Origin of the sequence: Zwartia vadi (assembly GCF_030410375.1) — a bacterium.
GTDB classification, from domain to species: domain Bacteria; phylum Pseudomonadota; class Gammaproteobacteria; order Burkholderiales; family Burkholderiaceae_B; genus Zwartia; species Zwartia vadi.
Window position 1 is genome coordinate 157,601 of the sequence record NZ_JAUHHE010000004.1, and the last position, 17,070, is coordinate 174,670.

The following is a 17,070-nucleotide window of genomic DNA, read 5'->3' on the forward strand; positions in this document are numbered from 1 at the left end:
CTCTCATCCTACAGGAACTCATATGGCCATCAAGATCGACTATGTCTCGGATATTGCCTGTCCCTGGTGTGCCGTTGGGCTGGGCGGCCTGGAAATCGCCCTTAAAAACATCGGCGAAACGATCCCAGTTGAGATTCATTTCCAACCTTTCGAACTCAATCCTCAGATGCCGCCAGGCGGTCAGGAAGTGTTTGAACATCTGACCCAAAAATACGGCAAAACAGTTGCAGAGGTACGTGCAACCCAGGAAAACATCAAGGCCCGTGCAGCAGCCGTCGGCTACCCTTTTCATCCTGAGGGTCGCAAACATGTCTACAACACGTTTGACGCGCATCGTTTGCTTTACTGGGCAGGTTTGGAACACGGCCCTGCCGCGCAGCACAAGCTCAAACGCGAACTCCTCATCACCTACTTTCAGTTAGCCGTCGATCTCGATGACAAAAACAACCTGCTCGCAGCGGTCGAACGCGCGGGACTCGATCCGGTTCGCGCTAAAAATATTCTGGACAACGAGACTTTCAAGACTGAGGTGCGTGCGCAACAACAGAAATACACCAGCATGGGGATCCATTCTGTCCCCTCCATCATCATTAACGACCAGTATCTGTTGCAAGGTGCGCAACCACCCGAGGCATTCGAACAAGCCCTGCGTCAAATTGCCGCCGAAAGCGCCGAAAAAATTTAAACCAGTTCGACTCACTTTTTTCATTCATTCATCACTCGATCACTCAGATTTCGAGCTAAAGTACGGAGACTTGACATGGACTTACAACTTAACAATCGCGTCGCCCTGGTAACCGGGGGCTCTCAAGGCATTGGCAAAGCCGTTGCCATGAAGTTTGCCCAAGAGGGTGCGACGGTTGTCATCGCGGCACGCGGACAAGCTTTACTCGACGAGGTGGCGGCCCAAATTCGAGCTGCCGGCGGTAAAGTCACGGCGATTGCTGCGGACGTCTCGCAGGATGCGGAATGCACACGTCTGGTGCAAGAGGTTCTCAAGGCCCATGGTCGCTTGGACATCCTGATTAATAATGCTGGCACATCGGCAACAGGCGAATTCGAGTCCGTCACTGATGAAAAATGGCAAGCTGATTTTGACCTGAAACTCTTCGCGGCGATCCGACTGACGCGTCTAGCGATCCCCGAAATGAAAAAAAACAATTGGGGTCGCATTATCAACGTGACAAACATTGGCGCAAAACAACCAAAAGAAAAATCGATGCCAACGACCGTGACACGTGCTGCGGGTCTCGCGATGACGAAAGCCTTATCAAAGGAATTCGCACCAAACAACATTTTGGTCAACAGTGTCTGTATCGGCCTGATCCGGGCCGGCCAGCATGAACGCAAAGCTGAAAAAGCAGGCATTCCGGTCGAACAAATGTATGAAACCATGGGGAAAACCATCCCGCTGGGTCGCGTGGGACGCGCCGAGGAGGTTGCCAATGTCGTGACGTTTCTGGCCTCCGAAGGTGGCAGCTATGTCACCGGCAGCAGCGTCAACCTGGACGGCGGCTTATCCGCAGTGATGTAAATACGGAGCACTTTTCATGCCCTCACTCACAACTACTGTCAAAGCCATGGTATTCGATACGTTCGGATCAGTGGTTGACTGGCGCGGCAGCATTGCGCGCGACCTGACCCGATGGGGCCAGGAAAATGGCTTCGAGGCAGACTGGACAGCCTTTGCCGTTAAGTGGCGCAGCATGTATCAGCCATCGATGGAGGCTGTTCGCAGCGGCAAGCGTCCTTGGACGATTCTTGATGTGCTGCATCGCGAATCCCTTGAAGTGTTGATCAAGGAGTTTGGCCTGGAGGCGATGACTGAAGCGCAGCGCGTGCATGTCAACAAGGTCTGGCACAGACTGGATGGCTGGCCGGATGCGGTGGGAGGATTGACCAGACTCAAAAGCAAATACATCATCGCCCCATTGTCCAATGGCAATATTTCCTTGCTGACCGACATCGCGAAGTACACTGGTCTGCCTTGGGATCTGAATCTCTCAACGGAAGTATTTCACTGTTACAAACCCCAGCCGCAGTCCTATCTAGGTGTCTGCGCCGCATTGCAGCTCGAACCCGGTGAGGTGATGATGTGCGCTGCGCATAACGATGATTTGCTGGCGGCGCGTAACGTTGGACTTAAAACTGCCTTTTGGCCGCGTCCCACAGAACACGGACCCGGTCAAACCACCAATCTGGTTGCCGCGCATGACTGGGACATTGTCGCCAAGGACATTCGCGATCTCGCGACGCAGATGGGTGTTTAACGTCGGTCTAGCGCCAGGTCTGAGGCTCCAACGCCATCTGACCCTTATCCGAGGAAACAAAAAGCTCGCCATCCTGAATATTGACATGCACAGTCATTGTGCGTTCAGCCCAGGTGGCGAGTATCTTTGTTTGCTCAGACGGCAAACAGACAACCTTGAGATTACGCATGCGGGCGAGCTTGTTTTGCACGCCGTCCCACCATAACTTGCTGGTATGACCCGCATAGCAATAAATCACCACTTCCGCGGCGCGTCCGCAAGCTTTTAAAATACGTTTTTCGTCAGGCTGCCCAACCTCGATCCATAGATCGATTGCGCCCGTCAGATCCTTGCGCCAGAGGTCGGGTTCATCGGCATCACTGATTCCTTTGGTAAAAACAAGATTCTCATGCGCATTCAAGGCGAACGCCAACAGGCGTACCATCATCCTTTCGTCTGTCTCAGAAGGGTGACGCGCCAGAGTCAAGGCATGGGTTTCATAGTAATGGCGGTCCGAATCCGCCACATTGAGTTCAGCTTTATAGATGGTTGCGCGCAGGGCCATAAGTCGTCTTAGAAGTACAGTCTGACGCCAAGGCGTCACGACGGGAAGTTATGAATTATCCTTGATTACCAACTCTTAAGTGAATTTTCATGTCAAACCCACAAATCGACGTTATTGCTCAAGCTTTGTTAACGGCTCGTCGCACGCAGACACCCGCCGATGCAACTCTCTTCGAGGGACAACTCACAAGCGTCGCCGAAGCCATGGCCGTTCAGGACATCATCTTGAATGCCCTGGCTCCCGAGCAAGCGCCCCTGTCGCGTCATTGGAAATCAGGCGGCCCCTCCAGATCCGGTGAGATTTTGAATACAGCTTTACTGGATAGCGGGATTTGGAAAAGCCCCGCTCAGGCGGCCGCCTACCCGTTCAATCTCAGACTCATCGAAATCGAAATTGCCTTTAAAACCAAACATGCTGTAACGCCAGCCCAAGCGCGCAATCTGACCCAAGAGCAAGGCCATGCATTGATCGACGCATTTACCGTGACGATCGAAGTCGTAGACTCGCGCTGGCAGCAGGGCAACGACACGCCTGCCTTACTCAAACTGGCAGACATGCAGTCACATGGGGCTCTAATCATCGGACAATGGCAACCCTATGGGGAGCAAGAAGCACGTCGGGACTGGTCCAAGCAGCGCTGCACCGTCAAAATCGGCAATCAGGCGCCCTTGGAATTTATCGGGACCCATTCCATGCAAGATCCCCGCTGGGTCATTCCCTCCTGGTTACAGCACGCAACCGCCGCAGGTCACACGCTGCCAGCAGGTGCGATTGTCACCACAGGCAGTTGGTCTGGTGTGCCGGCCGCCCAGGCAGGCGATCTTGTCGTTGCTCAGTTTGATGGGATTGGCTCGGTCTCCGTACAACTCTGATCACCGGCGATATTTATGATTCATATTACCGAATTACGCTTGCCGCTTGAGCATACCGAGGAAGAATTGCGCGCCGCCATTATTGAACGGCTCGGCATCACACCCGCTCAACTCTTGTCTGTTGACATCTTTAAGCGTAGCTACGATGCAAGAAAAAAAAGCGCACTGACTTTTATCTATACCGTCGATGTCAAAGTCTCAGAGCCAGAGGCCATATTAAAAAAGTTTGCTCGCGATCCACACATTCGTCCTACACCTGATACCGAATACAAATTTGTTGTTCCGGCTGGGCTCGAAAACCGCTCAGAACGTCCGCGCCCCATTGTGATCGGCTTTGGTCCTTGTGGAATCTTTGCCGCGCTAGTCTTGGCGCAAATGGGTTTGAAACCAATCGTTCTGGAGCGCGGCAAAGCCGTGCGTGAACGTACGCAGGACACTTGGAAACTTTGGCGCAAGAACGTCCTCAACCCCGAGTCGAACGTTCAATTTGGCGAAGGCGGAGCAGGCACTTTTTCAGATGGCAAGCTTTACAGCCAAATCAAGGATCCCAAGTTTTACGGCCGCAAAGTTATCCGGGAGTTTGTCAAAGCTGGCGCGCCAGAGGAAATTCTGTATGTCGCCAAACCTCACATCGGCACGTTTCGACTCGTCGGTGTCGTTGAAAAAATGCGAGAGGAAATCATCTCGCTAGGTGGCGAGATTCGGTTTTCCCAAAAAGTGGTTGGATTCGACATTGAGAACCAACAGATTCGCGCCGTTCAACTGGAAAGCGGGGAAATCCTCCCAGCTGATCATGTCATCGTCGCGCTGGGACATAGTGCGCGCGATACCTTTAAAGTTCTCCACGACGCCGGCGTTTACATGGAGGCCAAACCCTTTTCCGTCGGCTTTCGAATCGAACATCCTCAGTCGTTGATCGACCGCGCCCGCCTCGGTCCGAACGCGGGCAACAAACTGATCGGCGCAGCAGACTATAAACTCGTCCATCACGCGACGAACGGTCGAGCAGTCTACAGCTTTTGCATGTGTCCCGGCGGCACAGTTGTCGCGGCGACATCGGAACCCAATCGTGTTGTCACGAATGGCATGAGCCAGTACTCACGCAACGAACGCAATGCGAATGCGGGGATTGTCGTTGGCATCACGCCTGAAGACTATCCGGGTGGTCCCCTTGCCGGCATTGACTTTCAACGCCAAATCGAATCACACGCCTATGTGCTGGGAGGCAGCACCTATGAGGCTCCCGGACAGCTAGTCGGAGATTTTCTGTTGGGTCGTGCCTCGACAGCACTCGGCAGCGTGATCCCGTCTTACAAACCGGGTGTTCATCTCACGGATCTGGCCACAAGCTTGCCGGCATACGCGATTGAAGCTATCCGTGAAGCCATACCCGCATTTGAAAAACAAATTAAAGGTTTTTCCATGCATGATGCGATATTGACAGGGGTTGAAACGCGAACTTCTTCACCTCTGCGTATCACGCGGGGTCAGGACTTCCAAAGCTTGAATGTCAAAGGGCTTTATCCGGCTGGAGAAGGTGCAGGCTACGCGGGTGGCATCTTGTCTGCCGGTGTCGACGGCATCCGGGTGGCTGAAGCGCTTGCCCTGAGTTACGTTTCGGCTTGATCGTGACGCGCGCTGTCAGACGTCAGACACGACCGGTCATCGATACGACCCTGGGCTATACCTATCCGACACACTTGCGCGACAGCATCGAGGATCTGCCGAACACGCCTGGCGTGTATATCTTTCATGGTAGCTCGGATGATCTGCCGCTTTATATCGGTAAAAGCGTCAACATTCGGGCTCGCGTCATGTCGCACCTGCGTACCGCTGACGAAGCCCGCATGTTGAGACAAACGCAAAAAATCACTTTCATCCGCACAACAGGTGAAATTGGAGCCTTGCTGCTCGAGGCCCGGCTGATTAAAGAACGGCAGCCTCTCTTTAATCAAAAATTACGCCGTACCCGACAGATATGCTCGCTGCGTATCGAGGGTGACAAGCCAGAGGTCGTCTATTCCAATCAAATCGACTTCTCCAACACCCCTGATTTGTATGGTTTGTATGCGAGTCGACATGCGGCGCTTGAAGCTCTTAAACATATCGCAGACGAACAACAACTGTGCTTGAGCATACTGGGTCTGGAAAAACTTTCCGCAAATCGCGCGTGCTTTCGTGCGATGCTGAATCGCTGTGCCGGTGCGTGTCATGGCAAAGAGACCCTCACTGCGCATCGTGCGCGTTTAATGGCGAGTTTGTCCCATCAACGGTTGATGTGCTGGCCCTATTCAGGCGCCATTGGCCTGGTTGAAACCCTGAATGACGAGACACAGATCCATGTCGTGAAAAACTGGTTTTATCTGGGCAGTGTCTCGACACTGGAGGAAGCGCGCACACTCCACATGACCGTCCCGGGCTTTGATAGTGATGGCTACAAAATCCTATGTAAACCCATCATGAATGGATCCGCGCAAATCGTCGAGTTGTAAATCGCTTGGAGCGTTCAATTACAACTCAGGGCTCAAGGCAACATTATTCAGCTTATTCAAGGTTTCTGGCCATTGACGTTTCTGAGCTGATTGCAGCAACACTCTGCCCCATGACATCCAACCATCCCAGCCGATGCGCTTATCCCAAGAGTTCCCCCAGCAAGCGGCCGTTTGAACACCAGCCTCGGCATATTGACGTCCCAAATCAAAGTTGCGCTCTGTCATGTACAGCTGCGATAACACCATGTAAGGCTCGGCCACCCAGGGATTGAGCTTGATCGCTTGCTCCAAGACTGCCGCAGTCGCAGCGGGTGACATCAGCGGCTGACTTTGCTGCATGACAGACCAATACAGCGCTGCAGCCGCAGCCTCATCACCAGGCGTCAAAATCTGACGACCTTTATCAAATACAGGAGGTTGAGGTACTTGATTTTTTAAACCAGGATGTTGCAGGAAATTGCCTAAACGCGAGATCTGTCCCCAGCGATAGGTTGTCGGTCGCATCGGTCCCGGCCAGAGCGCTGCCGCCCAATGCTGTTGGGCTGATTGAGGCTTGTAATCGGGGTAACCCATGTAAATGTCATCTTGCCAGCTATACCATTGCTCGCAGATATCAGCCATGCTGACCACGATAAAGGCCGCGACATCTCGTGCGCTCAACTCAAAAGGTGCGCCATGCAACGTGATTGTCAAACTGCCGGATTCAGTCAAATTCCCCTTGAATAACGCGCCAAGAAATTCGATACGCGACATGACACAAAACAAATGAATCAGTCGCTCGGCATCCTCACCAACCGCCTCTTGTAGACGTCCACGTTCACTCTTGGGATCGAATTTCATTAAATCCACATGCGCATTGCCATACACGCTGTGCAACAGACCAAGTTGACGCACATGCTTGGGCTGTTGCCACAAGGTTAACGTACGCGCCACTCCAATCAAGTGATGACGAAATGTGCCAGCCTTGTGCCAGTCTTGACCGACACCCCGACCAAGAACCAGAGGCATGACCGGTCCGAGATCGGGATCGTCCTGCAACCACTCTTCGTCAAGCAAGCTAATCGCCCGCGAGAGCTGGGCTTGATCGATTGTCGGTAAACCAGTCGTCATGGATGTTGTCCTGTTGAACAGAGAAGCAGTCTCTGGATCATTCACTCATTAGTGGGCGGCAACGAGGCGGGAGAGCACACGGCCGGGTCGCGCGCCGGTGGGCTTGCCCTGATCCCAAACAACGGCACCATTGACAATCACCGTATGAATCCCGCGTGCCATAGCGATGGGATTTTCATATGTCGCGACCTCGTCAATGGTTTCCTCGTTGAACAAGGTCAGATCGGCATAGGCTCCTTCCTTGAGCACTCCACGATCTGAAAGTCCAAAGTTCACAGCCGTCAGCCCTGTCATTTTATGCACGGCAGTCTCGAGAGAAAATAGCCCAAGACCGCGTCGATAATGACCCAGCACACGCGGGAACGTCGACCACAGACGGGGATGAGGCGAGGTATCGTGCGGCAAACCATCCGAACCAATCATCGTCGGTCCGAACTGCATGATTTTTTGCACATCCCCCTCGTCCATACGGAAATAAATCGCACCAGCCGGTAGCAAACGCTCAACCGCCTCTTCTTGGGAGACGCCCATTTTTGCGGCGATCTTATCAAGATCCTGACCCGCATATTCGGGCAAGGTCTTGGACCACGTCACAATCACGCGCGCAGAGGTCACGGCACGACTCATCGACAACACAGTCGAACCCGCCGCGTAGGGATAACAGTCCAGACAGATAGGCTGTTTGGCCATGCTGTTGCGGATAAATTCCAGCGTTTCATCTGAGCGACCATAGTTTTTTGCGCCAATGACTTTGTGGTGAGAGATCACGACTGGCACCCCGACCTCGCGACCGATGCGAAAAGTCTCCTCGAGCGAGTCCATCACCCCATCGGCCTCGTCACGCATGTGCGTGCAATACAAACCATTAAATTCTTTCAAGGGACGACAGATTTCAATCACTTCTTCAGTGGGTGCCGCAACGGCAGGTTCGTAGAACAAGCCTGTCGACACACCGATCGCGCCTGCTTGCATCGCCTCGACGACAAGCTCGCGCATTTGCTCGATTTGAGCGGGCGTCGCAGGCTTTTCCAGATCGTCAACGGTGGCTACGCGCAAGGTTGTATGGCCCACCAACATGGCACGATTGGTCGTAGAAGGCTGGGCACGCAGCGCATCCAGATACTCTTTAAAACTGCGGTATTTGAACCATTGGCCTTCATCATCCAATAAATTGAGCGGAGGTGTCACAGGATCCGGAATCGGACGTGGCATCGGCGCAAGTGAGACGCCACAGTTGCCCCCGATAATAGTGGTCACACCCTGACTGACTTTGGGTGTCATCTCGGGATTCGACAACATCATGCGATCATCGTGCGTATGGGCATCGATGAAACCGGGGGCTGCGACTTGGCCCTTTAAATCTATTTCCTGTTTCCCCGTGCATCCAGCAAGATCGCCGATTTTCGCAATGCGATCACCATTGATTCCGATATCACCTTTGAAGCGGTCTGCACCCGTTCCGTCAATCACTGTGGCATTTTTAATCAACAAATCAAACTGTGTGCTCATCGCTTCAAACTCCAGATAGATTGAAAGATCATGCGTATCAAGAAAAATCCTGTCTGCCGCCTGTCTGAGTCGGTGCCAAGTCAGGCTGCAATTTTGGCGCCCTTGTCACCCAAATCCCAAAACAGACCGGCCATCAGTTGCAAAGACTCACGGGCCACGGAACCAAGCATATGTTCGTTGGGCGCATGCTGCGAACACGCCGCATATGAATGAGGCACCCAGACTGTCGGCAAGGCGAGTATTTTTGAAAAAGCATCGTTCGGCAATGTGCCGCCCAAGTTTGGCAACACATCAACTTCTTTACCCGTGGTCTGCGTAATCGACTCTGCAGCCATTTTGACCCATGCATTATCCGGATCAAGACGCGTCGCCTCAGCAGCTTCGCCCCGACTCGGCATTGCTTCTACATCCGTAAAGCCATGTGCATCCAGATGTTCGCGGATATGCTTTAAAAAGTTTTGATTGTCGCTACCCACCACGTAGCGCAGTTGACAGAATGCGACGGCATAACCTGGGATCGCGTTGACGGGGGCATCAGGATTCCCTGTTTTGAAAGCCAACGTTTCAAAAGTATTCCAGGCAAAGACTCTCTCGGTCGGAGTCAAGCCCGGCTCGGCCCAATCCGGATCGATTTCAGGATCATTGGGACCACCGCCCACTTGAATATTGGCCAGAGCGCGACGCACATTGTCAGGCAGCGCACTCGGCAACAATTTGGGGACCAAAATACGCCCTTTAGCATCGACCATCGAGGCAATGGCATGGGCCAGTCGAATACCCGGATTTTTAAGCAAACCACCCCAGTTACCCGAATGATGGCCGCCCTCGCGTACATTCAGACGCAGTTCGAAATTGAAGGCGCCGCGAGAACCGAGAAAAAGAGTGGGGCGTGAGGCCGAGACGCGGGGACCATCTGAAGCGAGAAATAAATCAGCCTTGAGTAAATCACCATGCAGGGCGCACATTTCGCGCAAACCAGGCGAACCCATTTCTTCACCCATTTCGATGAGCAGTGTGACGTTGTAACCGAGCTTGCCTTGGCGGGCCGTGATCACCTGCTCAAGCGCGGCAAGATTGATGGTGTGTTGACCCTTGTTATCGGCGGTCCCCCGACCATACCAACGGTCTCCACGAATACTGAGCGTCCAGGGTGCGAGTCCCTCTTGCCACTGAGGAGCATATCCTCGCACCACATCACCATGGCCATAGGTCAAAACGGTGAAATGCGCATCTGGTTCAGTCCGACGTGCGACTAAAAACGGAGCCCCTCCCTCGATGGGATTGGGGACGATTTTGCAATCAAAGCCCAGCTTGACGAGCAGCGGGGATAACTCTTCGGTGAGATAAGACGTCAATAAAGGAATTTTCCCCGGCTCCTGGCTTTCGGTCGCAATTGCGATCCGGCGCTGGAGCGTGGCTTGAAACTGTCCTTGATCAAAATAGGCAGTCGCTAAATCGATGGCTTGCTGACGACTCATGGAAGGCTCACAAAAAAAGGGATCCCCAAGCTTAAAGCTTGGCACTCAATCGCACAACCTCGCCTAACGAGGTACGTTTTGAGTCATTTAAAGTGGATAATAAGGAAAAAATAACCTCGAGACAGACCCGGAAGCAGATGTCCTCCTCACGTATCTATCGCGCCGTCAGCGTCACCGGCGCCGCCCAAGTCATTGCGAGCGCCGGCGCGCACTATCTGCCCGCTGTGATCGCGATTCCCGCCAGCCGAGAATTAGGCCTGTCGCCAGCCATCTTGTTTGCCGGCTTTTCGGTCGCGCTCGGGGTGTCGGCTTTGACAGGCCCCATCGCAGGCAAGCTCGTTGACCGCTTTGGCGGGCGTCCCGTCCTGATGTTATCCAATCTGATTTTTGCCTTGGGTCTGACCAGCCTAGGCTTTGCTCAAGGCATGTGGTCTGTGCTGTTTGCCTACGCAATATTGGGGCTCGGGATGGCCACCGGGCTATTCGAAGTCGCTTTTTCAGCGATAGTTAGATTATTTGGTAAAAGCTCACGCAACCCGATTACAGGCGTCACCTTAATCGCTGGATTTGCCAGTTTCGTTGCTTGGACCGTCTCGGTGTATGTTGAATCCATCCTCGGCTGGAATGGCGTATGCTGGTTTTGGGCTTGCGTTCACCTGTTGGTTGGCTTGCCTCTCAATGCAATGTTGCCTGCCCCGCTTAGCCCAAGCGCCGAATTAAAACTGCAGACAGAAAGCAACCCGTCCGCAACCCAAGCAAACGCTTCAGCATCTCAAACCACTTCTTCCCCAAGCTCTTTACCAACCCCTGCAACGCCCCCGCCTGCCGAGCCCGCCCCCGTTCCAAATCGTTACACCGCCTTTCTTCTGGCCTTCGTCTTTGCTGCGAACGCCTTTGTCGGAATGGGACTTATGATCCACATGCCACGAATGCTGGAGGGAATGGGCGTACCGCTTGCGCTGGCCTTTACGATCGGCTCGCTTGTCGGACCCTCTCAGGTGCTTGGCCGCCTGATCGATTATTTTTTTATGCGACGCTGGCATCCTTTGGTCAGCACCCGACTCGCTGCGCTCACCCACCCGATCGGCGGTGCGCTGCTCTTGGCTTTTGGCGCGCCTCTCGCGATGGCATTCGTCATTTTGCATGGCATTGGTAATGGCATCCTCATCATTGCCCGAGGGACCCTGCCTTTGGCTATTTTCGGTACGAAAGGATATGGCCAACGGCAAGGCTGGCTCATGATGCCATCCAAGTTCGCGCAAGCTGCCGCGCCCTTTTTGTTCGGCCTGGCATTAACCGATTGGGGATCAAATGTGCTCTGGCTCTCATGGGGCCTGGGCTTAAGCGTGTTTGTCGCGCTGTGCATGATTTCCACAAAATATCGACCCGCTTAAACTGACATTTGAAGCAGGCTTTCATTGCTGACACTTTTTCTGTTCCGATCAATCAATTTTTACTGCAACTATATTTCACATCACTTCCATGACCGCACTCACCACCGACACCAAAAAAGCCGGACCGCTTTTAAGAAGCGATTTCAATTTCTTTGAAATGATTACGCTGCGCTGGGCAGACAATGATTCGTACGGACACATCAATAACGCTCATTACTACTCTTTTTTTGACACGGCGGTAGATGGTTTTTTAATGCACCATGCCATGCGCTCAGTATTGGCTGGTGAATACCAGACGCTGGTTGTGGCTTCAGAATGCCGCTATTTTCGACAAATATCCTCGCCCGGGGTCATCAAAGTCGGGGTGCGGATCGGTCGCATGGGACGCAGTTCAATCACCTACGAGGTCGCCGTCTTTAACGACGAGTCAGACGAGGCAGCCGCCCAAGGGCTGTTTGTCCATGTCTGCGTCAATCGTGCTTCACAGAGACCTGTTGATATCCCCGACACTTTTCGTCAGGCGTCTCACAATTTTTAGCCTACGGGATTTATCGACACGACACCCCGAGTAACGTTAAGATTGAAAAAACTATTTTGAAGACGGATCAGACATGACGACAGTTGTCACACGGGAACAAGCGCGTAACGAACGCCACCACTACCGCTTACCTAATGGAACGGACACATGGATCTCCTCGTATGTGGGAGTGAATTCAGTCGAGCGCCGCGCGAAAGGCTTGCCAACCCGCACACCAGAATCTTTTCCACCACCGCTCGAACCGATCGCTTTTTTAGTCGAACAAGGTCCCAACAGCGTCATCCCCGGCCATTATCACCAGGCAGATCAGTTTCAAGTATTCGTCTCCGGAGAAGGAAAGTTCGGTATCAAGCCTATCGAAGGCCTCACTGTTCACTATGCGATGGCATTCACGCCTTATGCGCCCATCCACGCGGACAGCACAGGTGTTGAGTACTACACCCTTCGCAACGGGTGGGACCCTGGCGCGCGTTGGATGCCCGAGCATCGCGAAGCACTCAAAGGCCGCACAAAATCCTATCGCCACGGCCTGGGATCAATTCCTCCAATGATTGGGGATGCGGATGGTCCGAAAAGTATCGAAGGCGTTCTGATGCAGCCCATCGTCCCTGCTGAGGATGACGGTCTGATGTGCGCCCTTTATCAGACGACAAGCGAAGCATTGATCAGTGGTCCTGCTCCAACGACAGGTCGCGGCCAATACTGGCTTGTCATGCGCGGTCAATGCGAGATCAATGGGCAACAGGCAACCGAGCGTTCGCTGGTTTTTATCTCGCCAGATGAGTCCGCACCCACCATCAACGCCGGCGCTGATGGTGTCGCGATCTTACTTATGCAATTTCCCAAAAGAGAAAGCGCCTAATCAACGACCTTTAAATTGGGCAGGTCGCTTTTCCATGAATGCGGCCCGTCCTTCTTTAAAGTCCTCGCTTGCGAAACAGTTTTTGACCATCTCCACAGCGCGTGGGATATCCTGTTCATCAGGGTGCGCGCACACAGTGCGTATGATGAACTTGCTCGCCGCGACAGTCAAAGGCGCATTTTCTGAAATCGCTTGCGTATACTGATCGACGACCGCGTCAATTTCCTCGGCTGAGCACACGCGCGAAACAAATCCCATACGCAGTGCATCCGCGGCATCAAAGCGACGTGCCGTCACAAATATATCCGTTGCATTCGCCAGTCCAATCACATCTGTAAATCGTTTGATACCGGTATGACCATAGCCCAAGCCTAGGCGCGCGGCGGGCATTCGAAAGCTTGAGTTGTCGGCACAGATCCGAATATCGCAAGCCGCTGCAAGACCAAGCCCCCCGCCAAAACAAAATCCGCGAATCTTGGCAATGACTGGTTTGGAACACTCGAGTGGTGCGATCATCGAATCCGCCACGGCATCTTCGTAGTCTTTTTGCGTCTGAGGAGAGCTGCGCAACGTGTCAAACTGGGAAATGTCGGCTCCAGACACAAAGGCTTTTTCACCCTGCCCTGTAATCACGATGACTCGCACCTCTGGGTCTGCATCAAAGGCGCGAATAGCCTTGGGCAAGTCCATCCACATTTGCACCGACATTGCATTCATTTTATTAGGATTGGATATCGTGATGGTCCCAACCGCTGCGTGTTTAGTAATCAATAACTCGGCCATGAAATTCCTTTTTAAGCATTGTTGTCGGATCTTTTCAAACCCCGTTAGTATCTCTTGCAATAATTCTCAAAGCAACATATAAAACATACAGTCCATTATTCAACTCTTATAAAAAATCATGTCGAAAATTCAGGCTTCATCCGCACTTTCCAATCTTCGTGTACTTGATATGTCGCGCGTCCGCGCGGGTCCAAACTGTGTGCGCCTGCTCGCAGACTTTGGCGCAGATGTCATTCGTATCGAACCGCCAAAAGGTGTCGACCCCAACGAAGGCATGTTTGCTGGCAATCGCGAAGGCGGCGACTTTCAAAACTTGAACCGCAACAAGCGCGCGATGACGCTAAACCTGAAAAAACCCGGCGCGCTCGACATCATGATGCGCCTGGTCAAGACAGCGGACGTGGTCGTTGAGAACTGGCGTCCAGATATCAAAAAGAAACTGGGCATCGATTATGAGTCGTTGGCCAAGGTGAATCCTCGCATTATTTTGGCTAGTATTTCCGGCTTTGGCCAAGAAGGTCCTTACGCCTCGCGGCCAGGTTTCGACCAAATCATGCAGGGCATGGGCGGATTGATGTCAGTGACCGGCATCCCTGGTCAAGGTCCCGTCCGAGCAGGCCTCGCTGTGGCTGACATGAGTGCGGGTCTCTATGCGGGTATTGGCATCCTGACAGCACTGCTTGAACGCGAGCGCTCCGGCAAGGGTCAATGGGTGCATGCATCACTGCTTCACGCACAGATCGCCATGATGGATTTCCAAGCTGCGCGTTACCTCAACGAAGGCGATGTGGCAGGTCAGGCCGGTAACGATCACCCGACCTCCACACCCATGGGCTTATTTGAAGCAAGCGATGGATCTTTCAACCTCGGAGCTTCAGGTCAGGGTAACTGGGTGCGTTTATGTGAACTGATCGGACATCCGGAATGGATTGCCGATCCAGATTTTGCGAATGAAAAATCACGCACAGTCAATCGAGTGCGCTGCAACAAGCTGTTGAGTGAAGTCTTTAAATCCAAACCTGTCGAGTATTGGGTCGAAGCCCTGAACAACGCGGGCGTTCCTGCCGGACCGGTCTATAACGTTCCCCAGATGTTTGCCGACAAGCATGTCAAACAAGCCAACATCTCGAAAATGGTCAAGGACAAGGCTGGAAAAGAAAAGGGGTTTATCACGCAACCGGCTGTACTGAGCCGTACACCTGCGGATGTCGTGACCACTGCACCGCAATGGGGTGAGCACACTCAGGAAGTTCTATCTGAGGTCGGCTATTCCGCCGAAGAGATTGCTAAATTCCAGGAACAAGGCATCGTCTAAGCTCAGACAGCCAAACCTTCGCTCAATAAAAAGTAAAAAGGAAGCACCGCACGGTATATCAACCCGCGGTGCTTCCTTTTTTTACTGCAAAACTTTACTGCAAGACATTTACTTCTCGTCAACGATTGGATTGCTCAATAAGCCAACGCCTTCGATTTCCACCTCAATGGTGTCACCCTGCTTCATGAATACGGGTGGCTTTCTGGCATAGCCCACACCCGCAGGCGTACCTGTGATCACCACATCACCCGGCTCAAGCGTCATGCACTCGGTGATCAAGACCAGCGTCTCCACCACTCCCCACAAAAAACTTTTTGTGTTGGCATCTTGCATGATCTGACCATTGAGACGAGACTGAATACGCAATCCATCAGCTGCGGGAGGCAACTCATCGGGGGTCACCAGCCATGGGCCAAAACCGCCCGTCGCATCAAAGTTTTTACCAATCGTCCATTGGGTTGATTTGCGCTGATAGTCACGCAAGCTACCATCGTTAAAGACGCTGTAACCCGCAACATGCTCCAGGGCATTTTCAGCAGTCAGGTGACGTCCAGTCTTGCCCACCACGAACGCAAGTTCAGCTTCGAAATCAAATTTATCTGAAGCTTTGGGGCGGATCATCGGTTCGAGGTGACCCACCATGGAGCTCGGTCCTCGCATGAAAAAACTCGGATACTCCGGACGGGCATGACCACCCTCTGCAGCATGATCCGCGTAGTTCAAACCCAGACAAACGATTTTGCTTGGTCGGTCAATCAGCGGAATAAAGCGAATACCGTTGAGTGTATGCACGACAGCTTTCGGGCTTTGAGCAGCCTGCTTGACACGCTCCATGGCGCCTGGTGTCGCGATGATCTCAAGTAAAGTCTTGGGCAAACTCGCATCTGTTGCGGCCAAATCAATAAACTCTTGCGATCCCGCTGATTTGAGTACACCCACACGCTTTTGATTGCTTTTATCTTGATAGCTGAATAACCGCATCCTCACTCTCCCTTATTTTTTTGATGACACTAAATGTTGAAACTTTAAAGCCACAGCCAAGCGCCGACGACCAGCCCGAGTCCAATACGGTACCAAGCGAAAGCCCGATAAGTATGGCGTGAAACGAACACCAAAATCGCACGCACCACAACAAGCGCACAGACAAAGGCGCTCACAAAACCCACCGCAATGGCAAGCATATCTTGTTGTGTCAGTAAATCTGCGTGTTTGTAAAAATCATACACAGCGGCAGCCAGCATTGTTGGCATTGCCAAAAAGAACGAAAACTCCGTTGCGGTTTTGCGTTGGATGCCAGAGAGCATCCCTGCAATGATCGTGGCGCCCGAGCGTGAAGTACCTGGCACCATCGCGAGACATTGCGCCAAACCTACGATCAGTGCTTGTTTCCAGCTGATTTTTTCTAAGGACTGTACTTGATTGGATGGCGCATCCGAGGTGTTTGCGGGACGCCGACGTTCAACCCACAACATAATGAGTCCACCCAGCACCAAGGTCACGACGACGACACCTGGATGGAAAAATAACGCCTTAATAGCCTTGATGAACAAGAGGCCGACGATCGCTGAAGGTAGAAATGCAATCAACAAATTACGGGTAAAGGCAACCTCAACAGGCTCCAAGCGTAAAGTGCCTCCGATCATTTGAAAGAGCCGATGACGAAAGATCCACACGACAGCCAAAATCGACCCCAGTTGAATCACCACCTCGAATACTTTCGCTTCGTTGGATTCAAAATTGATCCAGTCACCAAACAGAATCAAATGCCCTGTGCTTGAAATCGGCAAAAACTCGGTGATGCCTTCTACGATGCCTAAAAAAAAGGCCTTCCATAAATATATCGTTTGCTCGGTCATGCCGATGCCACCCCTAAACACGCATGCTAAAGAGTCGCTATTATCAC

17 protein-coding genes are annotated in these 17,070 nt (G+C 52.7%); 10 read left to right on the top strand and 7 right to left on the bottom strand.

The window, feature by feature from the left end; translation table 11 throughout:
* The first annotated feature begins 22 nt into the window (after positions 1-22).
* The 3 genes from QWY27_RS04960 (at position 23) to QWY27_RS04970 (ending at position 2,270) form a co-directional block, all read left to right on the top strand.
* Complete coding sequence (locus QWY27_RS04960) at positions 23-685, top strand: DsbA family oxidoreductase (protein ID WP_290195302.1); 663 nt, start codon at positions 23-25, stop codon at positions 683-685.
* Between the two features lie 75 nt (positions 686-760).
* Positions 761-1,534, top strand: a complete 774-nt coding sequence (locus QWY27_RS04965; RefSeq protein WP_290195303.1) for an SDR family NAD(P)-dependent oxidoreductase — start codon at positions 761-763, stop codon at positions 1,532-1,534.
* A 16-nt stretch (positions 1,535-1,550) separates the two neighbouring features.
* A complete protein-coding gene (locus tag QWY27_RS04970; protein WP_290195305.1) occupies positions 1,551-2,270 on the top strand; it encodes a haloacid dehalogenase type II in 720 nt (239 codons plus the stop codon).
* Between the two features lie 7 nt (positions 2,271-2,277).
* Here the strand turns inward: QWY27_RS04970 and QWY27_RS04975 are convergent, their stop codons facing one another.
* Positions 2,278-2,814 (bottom strand): YaeQ family protein, encoded by a 537-nt coding sequence (locus tag QWY27_RS04975; RefSeq protein WP_290195307.1) that lies wholly within the window; start codon positions 2,812-2,814, stop codon positions 2,278-2,280.
* 89 nt (positions 2,815-2,903) lie between these two features.
* Here QWY27_RS04975 and QWY27_RS04980 point away from each other — a divergent pair, with 89 nt between their 5' ends.
* Genes QWY27_RS04980 through cho form a run of 3 tightly spaced genes read left to right on the top strand, consistent with a single transcriptional unit; the run spans position 2,904 to position 6,178 of the window.
* Entirely contained in the window at positions 2,904-3,686 is a 783-nt protein-coding gene (locus QWY27_RS04980) for a fumarylacetoacetate hydrolase family protein (RefSeq protein WP_290195309.1), read from the top strand.
* Between the two features lie 15 nt (positions 3,687-3,701).
* Positions 3,702-5,312, top strand: a complete 1,611-nt coding sequence (locus tag QWY27_RS04985) for an NAD(P)/FAD-dependent oxidoreductase (protein WP_290195311.1) — start codon at positions 3,702-3,704, stop codon at positions 5,310-5,312.
* 2 nt (positions 5,313-5,314) lie between these two features.
* Positions 5,315-6,178 carry an excinuclease Cho gene (gene cho / locus QWY27_RS04990; protein WP_290195313.1) on the top strand — a complete coding sequence of 288 codons (864 nt, stop codon included), beginning with the start codon at positions 5,315-5,317 and terminating at the stop codon, positions 6,176-6,178.
* Between the two features lie 18 nt (positions 6,179-6,196).
* Here the strand turns inward: cho and QWY27_RS04995 are convergent, their stop codons facing one another.
* The 3 genes from QWY27_RS04995 to QWY27_RS05005 all read right to left on the bottom strand — a co-directional run bounded on the left by QWY27_RS04995 (position 6,197) and on the right by QWY27_RS05005 (position 10,275).
* Positions 6,197-7,288 carry a DUF6817 domain-containing protein gene (locus tag QWY27_RS04995; RefSeq protein ID WP_290195315.1) on the bottom strand — a complete coding sequence of 364 codons (1,092 nt, stop codon included), beginning with the start codon at positions 7,286-7,288 and terminating at the stop codon, positions 6,197-6,199.
* Between the two features lie 48 nt (positions 7,289-7,336).
* Positions 7,337-8,797, bottom strand: a complete 1,461-nt coding sequence (locus QWY27_RS05000; RefSeq protein WP_290195318.1) for an N-acyl-D-amino-acid deacylase family protein — start codon at positions 8,795-8,797, stop codon at positions 7,337-7,339.
* Positions 8,798-8,877: 80 nt separating this feature from the next.
* Positions 8,878-10,275 carry a M20 family metallopeptidase gene (locus tag QWY27_RS05005; protein ID WP_290195319.1) on the bottom strand — a complete coding sequence of 466 codons (1,398 nt, stop codon included), beginning with the start codon at positions 10,273-10,275 and terminating at the stop codon, positions 8,878-8,880.
* 137 nt (positions 10,276-10,412) lie between these two features.
* On the opposite strand from QWY27_RS05005, the gene QWY27_RS05010 reads away from it, so the two are divergent.
* The 3 genes from QWY27_RS05010 (at position 10,413) to QWY27_RS05020 (ending at position 13,069) form a co-directional block, all read left to right on the top strand.
* Complete coding sequence (locus QWY27_RS05010; RefSeq protein ID WP_290195321.1) at positions 10,413-11,669, top strand: MFS transporter; 1,257 nt, start codon at positions 10,413-10,415, stop codon at positions 11,667-11,669.
* Positions 11,670-11,757: 88 nt separating this feature from the next.
* Complete coding sequence (locus tag QWY27_RS05015) at positions 11,758-12,207, top strand: acyl-CoA thioesterase (RefSeq protein WP_290195323.1); 450 nt, start codon at positions 11,758-11,760, stop codon at positions 12,205-12,207.
* Positions 12,208-12,280: 73 nt separating this feature from the next.
* Positions 12,281-13,069 carry a hypothetical protein gene (locus QWY27_RS05020; protein WP_290195325.1) on the top strand — a complete coding sequence of 263 codons (789 nt, stop codon included), beginning with the start codon at positions 12,281-12,283 and terminating at the stop codon, positions 13,067-13,069.
* On the opposite strand, the gene QWY27_RS05025 is transcribed toward QWY27_RS05020, so the two are convergent.
* The gene (locus tag QWY27_RS05025; protein WP_290195326.1) at positions 13,070-13,852 is read right to left on the bottom strand and encodes an enoyl-CoA hydratase; all 783 of its coding nucleotides are present in this window, start codon (positions 13,850-13,852) and stop codon (positions 13,070-13,072) included.
* A 118-nt stretch (positions 13,853-13,970) separates the two neighbouring features.
* Between QWY27_RS05025 and QWY27_RS05030 the strand changes: the two genes are divergently transcribed.
* Positions 13,971-15,167, top strand: a complete 1,197-nt coding sequence (locus QWY27_RS05030) for a CaiB/BaiF CoA transferase family protein (RefSeq protein ID WP_290195328.1) — start codon at positions 13,971-13,973, stop codon at positions 15,165-15,167.
* A gap of 108 nt (positions 15,168-15,275) precedes the next feature.
* Here the strand turns inward: QWY27_RS05030 and QWY27_RS05035 are convergent, their stop codons facing one another.
* Both QWY27_RS05035 and QWY27_RS05040 read right to left on the bottom strand, forming a co-directional pair.
* Positions 15,276-16,148, bottom strand: coding sequence for a fumarylacetoacetate hydrolase family protein (locus QWY27_RS05035; RefSeq protein ID WP_290195330.1), 873 nt, complete (start codon positions 16,146-16,148; stop codon positions 15,276-15,278).
* 44 nt (positions 16,149-16,192) lie between these two features.
* Complete coding sequence (locus QWY27_RS05040; protein WP_290195332.1) at positions 16,193-17,023, bottom strand: undecaprenyl-diphosphate phosphatase; 831 nt, start codon at positions 17,021-17,023, stop codon at positions 16,193-16,195.
* Between the last annotated feature and the right edge of the window lie 47 nt (positions 17,024-17,070).